Here is a 13,642-nt window from a genome sequence, read left to right on the forward strand (position 1 = left end):
TGACCGCCTAGCCAGCGGGATTTGCGCCGTCGAGGGATGCTTTGGCATTTTCCCAGTTCCGTCCGTCGAACCGTTCGATCTCCAATTCGACCGGCTCGTCGAAACAATTGGCGTTGAGGCTCCAGCAGTTGGGATGGCTGCGCGGCTGGTAGAAGCTTTTGACGCCGCAGGTCCTGCAAAAGAGATGCTCGGCAGCGCCGGTGCCGAAGCGGTAGCTGCTGAGCGCATCTCGGCCGGTGATGAGTTCAAAGTCCGAATGCGGCACCATGACGTGCAGGAAGCCGGTCCTCGAACAGACCGAGCAATTGCAGTCGAGCGCGGGCACCGGCGGTTCGGGCAGCTCCGCCTCCCACCGTACCGCTCCGCAATGGCATCCGCCGCTGACCTTCATCGACACCTTTCCCCATTCAGATTGGAGCTATTCATCCGAGACATTCGAAAAGCTTCCATCAAACTACGCCCTTGGCTGCCGCAAATTACATCCAAAATGGAAGTAAATTGCCACCGAATTGGATGAAAGCTACGGCTCAAGTTGCCCCTGTGAAAGAGTGACAGAGAATGTGCGGTATTGTCGGCATTATCGGTAAGGAACCGGTCGCGCAGCGGCTATTCGATGGCCTGAAGCGGCTGGAGTATCGGGGCTATGACAGCGCCGGTATCGCCACCGTCGCCAGCGGCGGCTTCGAGCGTCGCCGCGCCGAGGGCAAGTTGGACAATCTCGCTCGCGTCCTTGCCGGTGAGCCGCTGCACGGCAATGTCGGCATCGCCCATACGCGCTGGGCGACTCATGGGGCGCCGACGGTCGGCAACGCCCACCCGCACATCGCTGGTCCGGTGGCACTAGTCCACAACGGCATCATCGAGAATTTCAAGCCGCTCCGCGACGAACTGATCGCCGATGGCCGCACTTTCACGTCCGAAACCGACAGCGAGGTGGTCGCCCATCTCGTCGCCCGCGAGATTGAGCGCGGAGCCTCGCCGCAGGAGGCGGTTGCGACTGTCCTGCCGCGCCTGCACGGCGCCTTCGGCATCGCCTTCCTCTTCCAGAACGACCCTGACCTCATCATCGGCGCGCGCATGGGCTCGCCACTGACGGTCGGTTACGGCGAAGGCGAGAATTACCTGGGCTCCGACGCGCTCGCCCTCGCGCCATTCACGCAGCGCATCGCCTATCTCGATGAGGGCGACTGGGCGGTGCTGCGCCGCGACAGCGTCAAGATTTTCGACCGCGCCAACAATCCGGTGACACGCGAAATCGTCAATTCCGGCGCCTCGGCGGACCGAATCGACAAAGGCAATTACGCGCACTTCATGCTCAAGGAGATCTTCGAGCAGCCGATCGTCGTCGCGCAGACCCTGCAGAGCTACGTGCGCCCGTTCGAAGGCCAGGTCGCGCTTCCCGATTTCGGCTTCGACCTTGCCAGCATTAATCGCGTCACCATCGTCGCCTGCGGCACCAGCTATTACGCCGGCCTCGTCGCCAAATATTGGTTCGAGCAGTTCGCCCGCGTGCCGGTCGACATCGATGTCGCGTCCGAGTTTCGCTACCGAGAGCCAGTGCTGGAGAAGGGCGGCCTGTCGCTTTTCATCAGCCAGTCGGGCGAGACTGCCGACACGCTCGCCGCGCTCCGCCATGCCAAGTCCGAGGGCCAGACCATCGCCGTCGTCGTCAACGTGCCGACCAGTTCCATGGCGCGCGAGGCGGACCTGATGCTGCCAACCCATGCTGGGCCGGAAATAGGCGTGGCTTCGACCAAGGCCTTCACCTGCCAGCTGGCAGTGCTCGCCGCCCTCGCGACAAATCTCGCCCGCGACAAGGGCCGACTGACGGCGGACGAGGAAAAGGAGATCGTCGCTCACCTGCAGGAGGCTCCGCAGGCGCTGAACGACGCGCTCGCCCATGACGATGACATCGCCGCCATGGCGCACCTGATCGTGCCGGCGCGCGATGTGCTCTACCTGGGACGCGGCCCCGATTATCCGATGGCACTGGAAGGCGCGCTGAAGCTCAAGGAGATCAGCTACATCCACGCCGAGGGCTATGCCGCCGGCGAAATGAAGCACGGGCCAATCGCCCTCATTGACGACAATGTGCCGGTGATCGTTCTCGCCCCCTCAGGCCCGCTCTTTGAGAAGACGGTCAGCAACATGCAGGAAGTGCGCGCCCGCGGCGGCAAGATCGTCCTGATCAGCGACGCGCACGGCATCGCCGAGGCCGGCGAAGGCTGCATGGCGACGATCGAGATGCCGCAGGTGCACCCGCTAATCGCGCCGCTTGTCTATGCAGTGCCGGTGCAGCTGCTCGCCTATCATGTCGCGGTGCTGAAAGGCACAGACGTCGACCAGCCCCGCAACTTGGCCAAGTCGGTCACGGTGGAGTGAGCTAAGCCGCTTCGGCGGCGCGCTTCTCTTCCAGCATGCGAATGTGGGCAGTCAGTTTTTCGTAGAGAAAATCGATGACTGCACGGACGCGCGGCGTGTGGCGGACGCGCTCATGAGTCACCAGCCACATCGACCGGCCATGCCCCGCTTTCGGGGGCACGCACTGGATCAGGTCCTGTTCGGCGTCGGCGACGATGGCCGGTAGAACGGCAATGCCAAGGCCGGAACGGATTGCCGACATCATCCCCATTGCCGAGGCGTGATGCATGATGACGCGGTCGTCGAGGTCGAGTTCGTGCAGCCAGGCGGAATAAGCGCGCCACAGCTTGGGCCCGCCGCCGCCGATGAAGGCATGGGTCTTCAACTGCGCGCGCGTCGTCGGCACACCGTGCTGCGCGGCGTAATCGCGACTGCAGTAGAGCGTCCAATCGTCGTCGCCGAGCCGCCTTCCGACGACGCCTGAACCAAGGTCGCCGTAGGCGCTACGCAGTGCGATATCGGCCTCGCCTTCGCCAAGGTCGCGGAAGTTCTGGCTGTCGTCGAGCTCGATCAAAATGTCCGGATGCCGCTCATGCAACTCACGCAACATCGGGCCGAGCAGTCCGACCGCGAAGATTTCCTGGGTCGTGATCCGTACGATGCCGCTGACTGCACGCTTCTCCGCATCGGCTGCTTCGGCAAAGGCATTGGCGGCGGCATCCACCTGCCGCGCGCGCTCGACCAGCTCCTCGCCTGCGGGGGTGAGGGCGTAGCCGGCCTGCCGTTTCTCGAAGAGCGGGAAACCGACCGCTTCCTCCAAAGCGGCAATGCGTCGCGCGACCGTCGTCTGACTGACTCTCAGCGCCTTGCCGGCGGCAAGCGTGCTGCCGAGATCGGCCACGCCGAGGAAGTATCGAAGGTCGTTCCAGTCGAGCATCGCCAAGGTCTTACCCCCGCCGCATACCATATCGCATTCTGCAATTTCGCAGAATCATAACGCAAACTCGTTGCTTATCAAAACTGATTTTGAGGCATAGATAGACGGTCGCTCCCGAACCACCGGGTTTTGAAAAAGGGGAACGACCATGAGGAACACTGCTCTTTTCGCACCGGCGCTGATCGCTTCCGCCGTCACCGTCACTCCGACCGTCGCTCAGGCGCTGGAACCGGTGACCGCCACCAGCATCGTCCGCACCGCCGACCTCGACTTGGGCAGCGCTGACGGCCAGCGGGAGCTCGACCGCCGCATCGTCCGCGCCGCCTATGAAGTCTGCGGCGAAGCGTCGGACGTCGATCTCGAAGGCAAGAATGATGTGCGCCAGTGTCGTGCTGACACGGTCGCCGCCGCCGCCGTGCAGCGCCAGCAACTCGTCGCCATCGCCCGCACCGGCGCCCCGATCATCGTCGCGGCACGCTAACCATCTGCAAACAGGCGCCAACCCTCGGCGCCAAGGGCGCGGTCTCCCAGGGCCGCGCCCTATTCTTTGACTGCGTCCTTCTTCGCCTGTTGGCGCTTGCGGAAGCGGGCGGCCCAGCCGGCCAAGCCCTTTTGGTCGGCGCGGGTAACGGCGAGCTCGTCGGCTGCGACATCCTTGGTGATAGTCGAACCGGCACCGATGATGGCGCCGTCGCCGACGCTGACCGGTGCGACGAGCGCGGTGTTGGAGCCGATGAAGGCGCCGGCGCCGATCTCGGTCCGGTACTTGCCGAAGCCGTCGTAATTGCAGGTGATGGTGCCCGCGCCGATGTTCGCTTTCGAGCCGACGTCCGCGTCGCCGATGTAGCTGAGGTGGTTGGCCTTGGCGCCCTTGCCCAGGCGTGCCTTCTTCACCTCGACGAAATTGCCGACCTTTGATCCCTCCTCGAGGGTCGCACCGGGGCGCAGGCGAGCGAACGGGCCGACTTCGCAGTCGCCGGCGATGGTCGCGCCTTCGATGTGGCAGAAGGCACGGATGGTCGCGCCCTCGTCGATGACGACGCCCGGCCCGAAGACCACATGCGGTTCGATTGTGCAGTCGCGGCCGAGCTTTGTGTCATGGCTGAACCAGACGCTTTCCGGATCGACGAGCGTGGCGCCCTGCTCCAGCGCTTCCTCGCGGCGGCGGCGCTGCCAGTCGAGCTCCAGGTGAGCGAGCTCGGCGCGGCTGTTGACGCCGGCGGTTTGCCAGCTGTCGGTTTCGACGGCGACGGACGCGCGCCCTTCGTGCGAAGCGACCATGACGATATCGGGAAGATAATATTCGCCGGCGGCATTGTCGTTGCCGACCTTGGCAAGCCAGCGCCATAGGTCGACGGACCGCACGGCCATCATGCCACTGTTGCACAGGCGAACCGCGCGCTCCGCCTCGGTCGCATCCTTGTATTCGACCATCTTCGCGATTGTGTCGCCGGACCCGAGGATGACGCGGCCATAGGCCTTGGGATCGTCCGGGGATGATGCAAGGACGACGACCGCCGGGGCGTCCGGACGATCCAACCGTTGCAGCATTTCAGTGAGTGTGTCCGCGGCAACGAACGGCGTGTCGCCGTAAAGGATGATGATGTTGCCGTTGAATCCGGCGAGCACATGCTCGGCCTGCTGCACGGCGTGGGCCGTACCCATCTGTTCTGCTTGGTGCGCAATCTTTACGCCACGGCCGTTCAGCGCTTCCTCAAGCTGGTCGCGGCCCTTGCCGACGACCACGACCCGTTCCTCCGCGCCCAATCCGTCGACCGTATCGAGAAGGTGCATAAGCATCGGCTTGCCGGCGATCGGGTGTAGGACCTTGTGCGTGTCGGAACGCATGCGCGTGCCCATGCCGGCGGCAAGGACAATGACGGAAAAAGGGGACGGCGAATTCATCGCCGTCCCCAATGGCATGGCCGATTGGCTTTCGCCAGCGGTCGCTTAGCTGCTTGCCTTGCCGCCGGTCGGCTTCGTTGTGCGCTTGCGGGATGCGGCGCCGCCACGACGTGCCGGAGCGCGCTTCGGTTTGGAGACCGAGGATCGCTTCGCAGCCGGTTTGGCAGCGGCCTTGCGTGTCGTCGTCTTGCGAGCGGCCGGCTTGCGGGTCGTCTTGCGGCCTGTGGATTTCTTCGCCGCCGGCTTGCTGGCCGCGGCTTGTGCGCTGCCATCATTGTCGTTGTTCGCCCAATTGCCGGACAGCACGCGCTGCGCGGCTTCGGCGACGGCTTCGGCGATAAGGCTGCCGAGCTTGGAGGCGCTGCTCGCCATCGCGTTTGCCGCCGAACTGGCGGTATCAGCGGCGTCGAGGCCTGCGTCGCGGATCGCCTTGCGGGCCTTCGGGCTGGCGGCAATTGCCGCTGCCGCCGCGGTCAGGCCGGCCGCGAGCATTTCGCGGCTCATCGCCGCCTTGGCGATCTTGTCCATCGTCGTCTTGGATCCGGATCCACCACTCTTGTTGCCGCCGCCACTTCTCGAGCTTGCCCTGGCCATCTGTGACTCTCCTTTGTGTACGCAACTTTGTGCGCAAAGCGGTCCATAGCCGAAACGGTTCCGTTCGCTAAGGGCACGAAACGAGCGGATACGTAAAAGGGAGCTGATGCCACCACGGCACCAGCCCCCTTCGACATGGGTCAGCGGCCGGAGAGCTCCAGCCCGGGGCCCAGCGCTTTGGTTAGAAGCGCAGCTCCCGAACGAACTTCACCGATCTCCCTGCTGAACCATGAGACATCGGATCACCTCCTTTCGCTGCGTTGATGGCAAGCACAACATGTTGTGTGCCAAGCGAAAGAACAAGGCTTGTAATGGTATGAATAGGGCGTAATCTCTTGCACTTCGCGCGCCGGGCAGGCGGCGATCAACTCCCGAGTTTGTCGACCTTCGCCTGCAGCGCCGCGAGTTCCGCGCGTAGCTTGTCGACTTCGCTCGCCTTGTCCGCAACATCGGGCTTCGGCTTGGAACCGGAAAATGCGCGCCCGGCTTCCTCGAACATCGCCATGTTTCGCTTGGCGAGGTCCGCGAAGACTTTTCCGCCGAACGCATCGCGCATGGTTTCCTGGTTCTTGCTGAACGCATCCATCGCTGCTTCGAGATATTGCGGCACCGCCGACTGCATCGAACCGCCGTAAAGGCCGATCAACTGGCGCAGGAAATTGACGGGCAGCATGGTGCCGCCCCGGGCCTCTTCCTCGACGATGATCTGGGTCAGCACCTGATGCGTAATGTCGTCGCCGGTCTTGGCGTCGACGACCTCGAAGTCGCGGCCTTCGCGGATCATCGCTGCGAGTCGATCGAGCGTGATGTAAGCCGAGCTTTCGGTGTCGTAGAGACGACGGTTCGCATATTTCTTGATCGTCACCTTGGCGCCTGTCTTGGCCATGCTACGCTCCCCGAGTGGTAGACGCTCTAACACCGCCGGATAGTGCGCCGCAACAAAGGCGCGCGCCACGGCCATTACCGCTGTTTCTCGAATTGGTACGGCAGGTGTCGAAGACCGATGCAGCAGCGGCGCGAAAAGCGTTGGCGGGACTCGATGCCTATGCCGCGGCCCCGCGCTTGCCGAAGCGGCCCGAGCGCGTTGCCGTTGCCCGAGTCGGCGGCGCGGCGTTGCGCGATTTCGGCGGCAACGGCTCGCCGATCGTCCTCGTGCCGTCACTCATCAATCCTCCGCATGTGCTCGACCTCGATGACGAAGTTTCGCTGGCGGGTGCCCTGGCAAAAGGCGGGCGTCAGGTGCTGCTGCTCGACTGGGGCAAGGCCTCACGGCGTGCTGACCTGGACATTGCCGGCCATGTCGAGACCCTGTTGCTGCCGTTGCTCGACGCGGTCGGCGAGCCGGCTTCGGTGATCGGCTATTGCCTTGGCGGCACCATGGCGGTTGCGGCCGCGCAACTGACCAAGATGCGGCGGCTAGTGACGCTGGCCGCGCCGTGGAATTTTTCGCGCTACCCGGACGAATCGAGGCGCGCCCTGCTCAACCTCTGGGAACAAAGCCGCGCTGCATCCGAGCTATTGGGCGCGTTGCCGATGGAGGTGATGCAAGCCGGGTTCTGGGCGCTCGATCCCGAACGCACCGTCCGCAAGTTCGCCGAGTTCGCGGCGGCGGACCAGGATGGCGATCTTGTGCGTCGCTTCGTCACGCTCGAAGACTGGGCGAACGAGGGCGAGCCCCTGCCCCTTCCGACCGCGCGCGAATTGTTCGAGAAATTCTATCGCGACGACGCGCCTGGATCGGGCCAGTGGACGGTGGGTGGCATAACCGTCGCAGAACGGCCGGGCGTGCCGGCGCTTCACTTCGTTGCCGGCGACGACCTGATCGTCCCGCCAGCGAGTGCGCCAAACGGTGACCAGGTCATTATTCCAGCCGGCCACGTCGGCATGATCGTCGGCCGGGCGCGGACGCAGCTCCATCACGCATTGAGTGACTTCCTGGCCGATTGAGCGCCTTGCCGCCGTCACAAGGCGCCGCTACATCGCCCTCTCACGCACCCGTAGCTCAGCTGGATAGAGCGCTGCCCTCCGAAGGCAGAGGTCACAGGTTCGAATCCTGTCGGGTGCGCCATTCCCGTGCAAAACTGGACGTCGCTGGCTCTGTTTGGTCAGGCCGTATCTGTCCCGACAATGCAGCCGTCGGAAAACCACTGCCCGAGCCATTTGCCTAGCGATTCAATCGCTACATCGGGCGTCAAAGCCGCGCAGACTGTGTCGCAGACTTCACCGAACCTCGCCCCGGATGAGAGCATCTCCAACGCTTTACCTTCCAGGGGCTCGGCGCGGCGAAACTGGCAAACCTCGTCGGATCGCCAAACCAGGATCGTTCGCGAAGTTTCGGAAGTATCTGCCGAGGGTATCGGCCTGTCGTGCTTGATGGCTGACCATATGTCAGTTGCGTTCGTATCTTGATGTAAGATCTTGAAAGAGGGTGCGAGATTCAATCGCGCGGCATCCCAGTCGATGCCTTCGCATCCTTCCATCGAGATGCCCGGCTCATCGCCGCTTACAAACGCCTCGCTTAGCGCCCATTCAAATTCGGCGAGCTCATGACACTCCGGCGCATCGGGCAATTGCCGTTTGAGGGTTGCCGGGAAGTCCGCGGGGTAGGCATCCAGGGTCCAGCTTCGCGGCGTTACGGAATCGATGTGGTCAGCAACCGCAGCCTCAAATCTCGTCCAACCGATCCATTCCAGAGTCATTGGGTAGGCGACCTCGAGGCAGGTGCGGAGCTGCGACCGATAATTGTTTCTGTAGACATCAAGGCCAGCGCGGGCGCCGGATCCCAATTGCGCGGCAAATTGGTCGTCCCCGTCCAGCAACCAGTCGCGGAAGCCCGACTGCAATTCGCCGAGGTTCACGCCGCAGCTTTCCCGAACGAGCCCGCGATAAAGCGCGCCGTGTCGAGTTCACTCAGCAATTCCGACAATTCGGGGATCGCGTCGTCCCGTTCGATCATGGTCGCGACCGGGCCGAGTTTCGGAAGCACATGCCGATACAGCTGCCATACGCTGTCAGGAACTTCCTGATCGTGTGTATCGATGAGGAGTTCTGTTCCCTTGCTGTGGCCCGCCAGGTGAATTTGATAGACGTCCTTCGGGAACAATCCGTCCAGGTACTGAATGGCATCAAAGCCGTTATTGCACGCGCTGACGTAGACGTTGTTGACGTCCAGGAGCAGGCCGCAACCCGTTCTCGCGCACAATTCGCTCAGAAACTCCCATTCCTTCATCTCGCTCGTGAAATTGAGGTAGCTTGACGGGTTTTCGAGCAAAATCTCCCGGCCGAGCACCTCCTGCGTTTTGAGGACATTTGCCGTGACGACCTCTAGCGTTTCACCGTTGAACGGCAGGGGCAGCAGGTCATGCGAATTGAATGAGGTCGTGCGCGTCCAAGACAAATGATCCGACACGAAAAGTGGTTCGACCTCGTCGACCAGATTTCGCAACCGGCGGAGATAATCGAGATCCACTCCGTCGACAGACCCCACGGACAGGGAAACGCCGTGCAGGATGACCGGATACCTCTCCCGGACCTGGCGAAGGATCCTACGTGGCCGCCCGCCATCCACCATGAAATTTTCGGAAATCACCTCGACAAAGTCGACGGGCACCCGAGTCTCGAGAAACTCGGAATAATGTTGCTTTCGGAGGCCGAGGCCGAAACCGTGGAACGGAAGAATTGCCATGGGCTATCGTCGGGGGAAGCAAGGCCCGGCCATGTACGGCCGGGCCCCGCAACTTACTTGCCGGCCTTGAGCGTTCCGCCCTGCGCCTTGCATTCCTTCGCCGTCAGGTCCTTGAAACCCTGGCCCTTGCATTCGTTCTGGCCCTTGCACTCGTTGTGAGCGCTCTTGCAGTCCGACTGGCCCTTGCACCCATTGACGCCGAAGCATTCGACTTTGGCAGCTTCCTTGCCACCGTCCTTGGCGAAGGCAGGTGTCGAACCGCCGGCGGCAAACGCGAGGAGGGCGGCCGAAGCGGCAATGCTGATTCCAGACTTTGTGATGTTCATTGTGGGAGCTCCCGAAAGGGTTGAGCCTGATTGGCTCTTCCATTTCGGGGCGCATAAGTACGCGGTTACATTACCAGCGAAGAAGTCTTGGGCCCGTCAGTATCCCGACCGCCGTGGAAAGCAGCATCCCAAGACTATACCAAGTGAATACGAACAACGTCGAAGATTCAGGACAATGGAGGCAATAGATCATTGCCGCGCACGCTCCTGCGGCAAGGCCGGCCATTCCCCCTGCGAAGCGCAGTCGCGTGGGCGCCAGCCGCCGAAGGGACAGCAATAGCGCAGCAAATATCGGAAGTGATAGTGCGAATACCAGGAACGGACACTTGGCGGCTGTTTTCCCCAGCCACATCGACATCCAATGAGATTGCGGAGCAGCCGATAACTCCATGATGCCCAGGAATCCCAGGATCGTTATTGGCGCGGCCAGCATCCACAGCCATTTGGGGGCTTGATTAGGCCTGCCGAGCCGCAAAGTAGCCAAGATCGCAATGGATGCGATCGAAGCCGCGTAAACCAGCTTGATCCAGAATCCCGGCTCTTGAAGCGCCGTCAGGAAGTCCGCGCGAAAGCCCAGCGTTCCAGCGACGACCCCCAACGAAAGGATGACTCCGATGATCAGGCCGCCGGAGACCAGCCGGCTAAGCGCCTGACGCGGAACCGGCTGCAAATCCTCGCTCAACGAGCGAATAAGGGCTTCGGAATCCATCATTTGCCGCCAACCTTGAGCGCAAGTGCCTTCATTCCGCGATGTACCGAGACCTTGACGTCCGATTGACCCACGCGATTAGCGGCCGCAGCTTCGGCGACACTCGCGCCTTCCAGACGCGTGGCGCGGATCAGTCGCGCCTGTTTTTGGGGCAGGGTTTCCAGCAGGCTATTGATATCGACGCTCGCATTTACGACGTCCTCAAATCCCTCACTCAAGAGAATGTCCTCCAGGCCCTCGATCGGGACCGTCCGGCGCGTACGCCGGTGAAGGTCGATCATCTTGTATCGAGCGATGGAAAACACCCAGGGAGTGAAGGCGCGGGTCCGATCATAGGTCAGCCGACGCGTGTGTATTGCGATGAGCGTCTCTTGGACCATGTCTTCCACATCATCGAATCTATCGGACATGCGTTTACGGAAGAAAGCCCGTAGCAGCAGCACGAGCTCGCGCAGTAAGCTGGCGTAATCAGGCTCGCTCCCCTCAAGCGCCGCCGTCATCCAGACCCTCAGCTGTCGCTCATCTACTCGCATGTCATGTCTCGAGCTATTCGGGGTGGCGGGGTAATCGGTTACAAATCTCCCGCCGCGCCAGGTGTGTCCTCCTGGAGCACAGCCAGTCGAAGATCATACCAGTCGCCCCGCATAAGCCAAAGCCCGCCGCACTCCGAACGGTTCGAGATGTCGATTCAAAATTCGACTAATCGTTGAAGAGGTGGGTCGCGTGGGTCAGCGCGCCACCGGCCCGGATTGCGGCCGCGACGAGCGCGGTTTCGGCCAGCTGTTCGTCCGTCGCTCCTTCCTTGCGAGCGGCATCGACATGCAGCTTGATGCAGTATGGGCACTGCGTGGTCAGCGCGACGCCGATCGCAATAAGCTGCTTTTCGCGAGCAGTCAGGGCTCCTGCTTCAAAGGACGCTTTGTCGAATGCCCAGAACGCGCTCATGCCACTCGAGGCGGTCTTGTCCAGCACTCCCAACTTACTCAGATTGTCCATATCGTACATCGAATTTACCTTTGAATGTTCAGATGTTCAGTTCAGTCAGCCCCGGATGACCGGCGGGTCGAGGGCCTGGCGCCGGCCAACGGAACAAGCGATCGCTTTCCGCTATCCCAAGATCATTGATGGTCGCATATCGGCGCCGCATGAGGCCGTCAGGGTCGAACTCCCAGAGTTCGTTTCCAAACGACCTGGTCCAGTTCCCTGCTACGTCGTGGCTCTCGTAGCAGAAGCGGACCGCCATGCGGTTCTCGCGAAAGCCCCAAAGCTCCTTGATAAGGCGATAATCCAACTCCTTCCTCCACTTGTCATGGAGGAAGGCTTGGATCTCATCACGGCCGGCGAGGTTCTCTGTCCGGTTCCGCCAAAGGCTGTCCTCGGTATACGCAAGGACGACCTTCGACGGATCGGTAGTGTTCCAGAGATCTTCAGCCAGCCTGACTTTCTTCCTGGCAGAATCCAGGTCGAAAGGCGGAACAAGTGCGTGGGTCACGCGGCTCGCGATACCTTCACGACTGGGAAGTCGATGTCGGTCTGGGCAACGTTGTTGACGAAGTTGGTCAGGACATTTTCCGCAACGAGGGCGACTACGTCGACCATCTCGGACTCCTGCAGGCCAGCGGCAACTGCGGCGGCAAGGTCCTCATTGCTGACTCGGCCACGCTTTTCGGCGACGAGGGTCGCGAAGCGTACGATTGCCGCAGTTTTCGGATCGGCGGCGCTGCCCTTGCGGTTGAGCGCGATGTCCTCACCACTAAGACCCGCAAGGTTTGAACCGAGATAGGAGTGGGCGGAAAGGCAATAGTCGCAGCCGTTCACCTCGGCGACGGCAATCGCGACCTGTTCGCGGATCTTCGGCGTAAAGGCGCCTGCCAGCGACGCGTTTAGCTGAGCGTAACCTTCCAGGACTCGCGGGCTCACTGCCAGCAAACGGAACAGGTTGGGAATGACGCCGAACTTGCGATCGATTTCATCGAGGACGTCGTGAGACGCGCTGGGCGCACCGTCCCGCGTGGGGATGTTGATTCGAGACATGAACGTGGACTCCAAATGGCAAAAATGCCGGCGCGCCCCATTTAATCTTTCTTAATATGATGATAATCAGTCCATATCGGGCAATTATTTCTCGGGATTTGGAATAATGGACCGTTTGCATGCCATGCGCTTGCTCGTCGAGGTAAGCGATTGTGGGAGCTTTTCCCGTGCGGCGCAGAAGCTGAACGTTCCCCTTTCGACGCTGAGCCGGAAAATCACGGACCTGGAAGAGCATGTCGGCACGAAATTCCTCGTCCGCACGACACGAAAGATAGCGCTTACAGACGCCGGTAGAGCCTATCTGAATTCATGCCGGGACATTTTGGAGCGAGTCGATGCGGCCGAGCAGGCCGCAGCGGGCACATTCGCGAATCCCAAAGGCGCACTGGCCATGACCTCGCCAGTCATGTTTGGGCAAAGATTGGTGATCCCAATCGTCCAGGACTTCCTTGAGAGATATGCCCAGATCACACTTGATTTGGTGCTTTCTGACCGCAACGCGGACCTGGTCGAGGAGGGTTTCGATCTTGCCGTCAGGATTGGACATTTACCCGACAGTTCGATGTCGGGGGTTCGCCTCGGCGCGACGAGGAGGATTATTTGCGCCAGTCCGGCGGTGCTCGCCAGACATGGCATGCCTCGGCGGCCGGAGGATCTGGCTGACCTCCCCTGCGTGGCGCATGATTTCCAGGTTTCCACAACGAGCTGGAGTTTCCGCGGCGAGGGCAAGAAAGCTGACCTGAAGGTCGGAGTCTCTCCGCGCCTGTCCGTTTCAACAGCCGAAGGCGCGCTTGAAGCCGCCATCCAGGGCGCGGGTTTCGTGCGACTCTTTTGTTACCAGGCTGCGGAAGCACTCCGGCACGGCCAATTGCGCGTGGTCCTAGCCGAGTTCGAACGCGAGCCAAGCCCGGTAAGTTTCCTGCACGTATCCGGAAGGGCGGTGCCAGCGAAGGTCAGGAGCTTCCTTGATTTCGCGGCTCCTGTGTTGAGAGGGCAGCTCACCGAACTGGCAGCGATCACATCGCAGGCGGAGTCGCAATAGGTTGATGATCTGATTGCGGTTGACTGATGCATCGACGCTCACGACGCCG

General features: G+C 61.8%; 17 protein-coding genes and 1 tRNA gene. 5 read left to right on the forward strand and 13 right to left on the reverse strand.

Translation table 11 applies throughout. From position 1 onward, the window contains the following. Positions 1 to 7: 7 nt before the first annotated feature. On the reverse strand, positions 8 to 391 hold the full coding sequence (locus tag LZ536_RS03705) for a GFA family protein (protein ID WP_249848552.1): 384 nt from the start codon (positions 389 to 391) through the stop codon (positions 8 to 10). A gap of 167 nt (positions 392 to 558) precedes the next feature. Between LZ536_RS03705 and glmS the strand changes: the two genes are divergently transcribed. Further along, entirely contained in the window at positions 559 to 2,382 is a 1,824-nt protein-coding gene (gene glmS / locus LZ536_RS03710; protein WP_249846944.1) for a glutamine--fructose-6-phosphate transaminase (isomerizing), read from the forward strand. Between the two features lies 1 nt (position 2,383). Here the strand turns inward: glmS and LZ536_RS03715 are convergent, their stop codons facing one another. Then, complete coding sequence (locus LZ536_RS03715) at positions 2,384 to 3,298, reverse strand: LysR family transcriptional regulator (RefSeq protein WP_249848553.1); 915 nt, start codon at positions 3,296 to 3,298, stop codon at positions 2,384 to 2,386. Positions 3,299 to 3,446: 148 nt separating this feature from the next. Between LZ536_RS03715 and LZ536_RS03720 the strand changes: the two genes are divergently transcribed. Further along, positions 3,447 to 3,779 carry a UrcA family protein gene (locus tag LZ536_RS03720; RefSeq protein WP_249846945.1) on the forward strand — a complete coding sequence of 111 codons (333 nt, stop codon included), beginning with the start codon at positions 3,447 to 3,449 and terminating at the stop codon, positions 3,777 to 3,779. A 59-nt stretch (positions 3,780 to 3,838) separates the two neighbouring features. On the opposite strand, the gene glmU is transcribed toward LZ536_RS03720, so the two are convergent. The 3 genes from glmU to phaR form a co-directional block, all read right to left on the reverse strand. Next, positions 3,839 to 5,203 carry a bifunctional UDP-N-acetylglucosamine diphosphorylase/glucosamine-1-phosphate N-acetyltransferase GlmU gene (gene glmU, locus LZ536_RS03725; RefSeq protein ID WP_249846946.1) on the reverse strand — a complete coding sequence of 455 codons (1,365 nt, stop codon included), beginning with the start codon at positions 5,201 to 5,203 and terminating at the stop codon, positions 3,839 to 3,841. Between the two features lie 45 nt (positions 5,204 to 5,248). After that, a complete protein-coding gene (locus tag LZ536_RS03730; protein WP_249846947.1) occupies positions 5,249 to 5,797 on the reverse strand; it encodes a hypothetical protein in 549 nt (182 codons plus the stop codon). A gap of 364 nt (positions 5,798 to 6,161) precedes the next feature. Then, on the reverse strand, positions 6,162 to 6,683 hold the full coding sequence (phaR, locus tag LZ536_RS03735) for a polyhydroxyalkanoate synthesis repressor PhaR (RefSeq protein WP_249846948.1): 522 nt from the start codon (positions 6,681 to 6,683) through the stop codon (positions 6,162 to 6,164). A gap of 104 nt (positions 6,684 to 6,787) precedes the next feature. On the opposite strand from phaR, the gene LZ536_RS03740 reads away from it, so the two are divergent. Both LZ536_RS03740 and LZ536_RS03745 read left to right on the forward strand, forming a co-directional pair. After that, the gene (locus tag LZ536_RS03740) at positions 6,788 to 7,744 is read left to right on the forward strand and encodes an alpha/beta fold hydrolase (protein WP_249846949.1); all 957 of its coding nucleotides are present in this window, start codon (positions 6,788 to 6,790) and stop codon (positions 7,742 to 7,744) included. A 44-nt stretch (positions 7,745 to 7,788) separates the two neighbouring features. Next, a tRNA-Arg gene (locus LZ536_RS03745) sits at positions 7,789 to 7,865 on the forward strand. Between the two features lie 37 nt (positions 7,866 to 7,902). Here LZ536_RS03745 and LZ536_RS03750 read toward each other — a convergent pair. The 8 genes from LZ536_RS03750 to LZ536_RS03785 all read right to left on the reverse strand — a co-directional run bounded on the left by LZ536_RS03750 (position 7,903) and on the right by LZ536_RS03785 (position 12,551). Continuing rightward, on the reverse strand, positions 7,903 to 8,655 hold the full coding sequence (locus LZ536_RS03750; protein ID WP_249846950.1) for an HvfC/BufC family peptide modification chaperone: 753 nt from the start codon (positions 8,653 to 8,655) through the stop codon (positions 7,903 to 7,905). Next, the gene (gene bufB, locus LZ536_RS03755) at positions 8,652 to 9,482 is read right to left on the reverse strand and encodes an MNIO family bufferin maturase (protein WP_249846951.1); all 831 of its coding nucleotides are present in this window, start codon (positions 9,480 to 9,482) and stop codon (positions 8,652 to 8,654) included. Before bufB ends, LZ536_RS03750 begins: the two co-directional genes overlap by 4 nt. A 53-nt stretch (positions 9,483 to 9,535) precedes the next feature. After that, a complete protein-coding gene (gene bufA2, locus LZ536_RS03760) occupies positions 9,536 to 9,808 on the reverse strand; it encodes a BufA2 family periplasmic bufferin-type metallophore (protein WP_249846952.1) in 273 nt (90 codons plus the stop codon). A gap of 70 nt (positions 9,809 to 9,878) precedes the next feature. Further along, positions 9,879 to 10,520 (reverse strand): NrsF family protein, encoded by a 642-nt coding sequence (locus tag LZ536_RS03765; protein WP_249846953.1) that lies wholly within the window; start codon positions 10,518 to 10,520, stop codon positions 9,879 to 9,881. Then, on the reverse strand, positions 10,517 to 11,017 hold the full coding sequence (locus tag LZ536_RS03770) for a sigma-70 family RNA polymerase sigma factor (protein WP_249846954.1): 501 nt from the start codon (positions 11,015 to 11,017) through the stop codon (positions 10,517 to 10,519). Before LZ536_RS03770 ends, LZ536_RS03765 begins: the two co-directional genes overlap by 4 nt. A gap of 199 nt (positions 11,018 to 11,216) precedes the next feature. After that, positions 11,217 to 11,522: a carboxymuconolactone decarboxylase family protein gene (locus tag LZ536_RS03775; RefSeq protein WP_249846955.1), complete on the reverse strand. Its 306-nt coding sequence runs from the start codon at positions 11,520 to 11,522 to the stop codon at positions 11,217 to 11,219. Positions 11,523 to 11,541: 19 nt separating this feature from the next. Then, a complete protein-coding gene (locus LZ536_RS03780; protein WP_249846956.1) occupies positions 11,542 to 12,009 on the reverse strand; it encodes a nuclear transport factor 2 family protein in 468 nt (155 codons plus the stop codon). Then, positions 12,006 to 12,551, reverse strand: coding sequence for a carboxymuconolactone decarboxylase family protein (locus LZ536_RS03785; RefSeq protein ID WP_249846957.1), 546 nt, complete (start codon positions 12,549 to 12,551; stop codon positions 12,006 to 12,008). Before LZ536_RS03785 ends, LZ536_RS03780 begins: the two co-directional genes overlap by 4 nt. A 124-nt stretch (positions 12,552 to 12,675) precedes the next feature. Here LZ536_RS03785 and LZ536_RS03790 point away from each other — a divergent pair, with 124 nt between their 5' ends. Continuing rightward, entirely contained in the window at positions 12,676 to 13,593 is a 918-nt protein-coding gene (locus LZ536_RS03790; protein ID WP_249846958.1) for a LysR family transcriptional regulator, read from the forward strand. Positions 13,594 to 13,642 lie beyond the last annotated feature (49 nt).

Source organism: Sphingomonas alba (assembly GCF_023516555.1).
GTDB lineage: Bacteria > Pseudomonadota > Alphaproteobacteria > Sphingomonadales > Sphingomonadaceae > Sphingomicrobium > Sphingomicrobium album.

Excerpts from the sequence above, each read along its gene's own strand:
- LZ536_RS03705 (WP_249848552.1), bottom strand. The coding sequence starts at position 391 with ATGAAGGTCAGCGGCGGATGCCATTGCGGAGCGGTACGGTGGGAGGCG.
- glmS (WP_249846944.1), top strand. The coding sequence starts at position 559 with ATGTGCGGTATTGTCGGCATTATCGGTAAGGAACCGGTCGCGCAGCGG.
- LZ536_RS03715 (WP_249848553.1), bottom strand. The coding sequence starts at position 3,298 with ATGCTCGACTGGAACGACCTTCGATACTTCCTCGGCGTGGCCGATCTC.
- LZ536_RS03720 (WP_249846945.1), top strand. The coding sequence starts at position 3,447 with ATGAGGAACACTGCTCTTTTCGCACCGGCGCTGATCGCTTCCGCCGTC.
- glmU (WP_249846946.1), bottom strand. The coding sequence starts at position 5,203 with ATGAATTCGCCGTCCCCTTTTTCCGTCATTGTCCTTGCCGCCGGCATG.
- LZ536_RS03730 (WP_249846947.1), bottom strand. The coding sequence starts at position 5,797 with ATGGCCAGGGCAAGCTCGAGAAGTGGCGGCGGCAACAAGAGTGGTGGA.
- phaR (WP_249846948.1), bottom strand. The coding sequence starts at position 6,683 with ATGGCCAAGACAGGCGCCAAGGTGACGATCAAGAAATATGCGAACCGT.
- bufB (WP_249846951.1), bottom strand. The coding sequence starts at position 9,482 with ATGGCAATTCTTCCGTTCCACGGTTTCGGCCTCGGCCTCCGAAAGCAA.
- bufA2 (WP_249846952.1), bottom strand. The coding sequence starts at position 9,808 with ATGAACATCACAAAGTCTGGAATCAGCATTGCCGCTTCGGCCGCCCTC.
- LZ536_RS03765 (WP_249846953.1), bottom strand. The coding sequence starts at position 10,520 with ATGATGGATTCCGAAGCCCTTATTCGCTCGTTGAGCGAGGATTTGCAG.
- LZ536_RS03770 (WP_249846954.1), bottom strand. The coding sequence starts at position 11,017 with ATGACGGCGGCGCTTGAGGGGAGCGAGCCTGATTACGCCAGCTTACTG.
- LZ536_RS03775 (WP_249846955.1), bottom strand. The coding sequence starts at position 11,522 with ATGTACGATATGGACAATCTGAGTAAGTTGGGAGTGCTGGACAAGACC.
- LZ536_RS03785 (WP_249846957.1), bottom strand. The coding sequence starts at position 12,551 with ATGTCTCGAATCAACATCCCCACGCGGGACGGTGCGCCCAGCGCGTCT.
- LZ536_RS03790 (WP_249846958.1), top strand. The coding sequence starts at position 12,676 with ATGCGCTTGCTCGTCGAGGTAAGCGATTGTGGGAGCTTTTCCCGTGCG.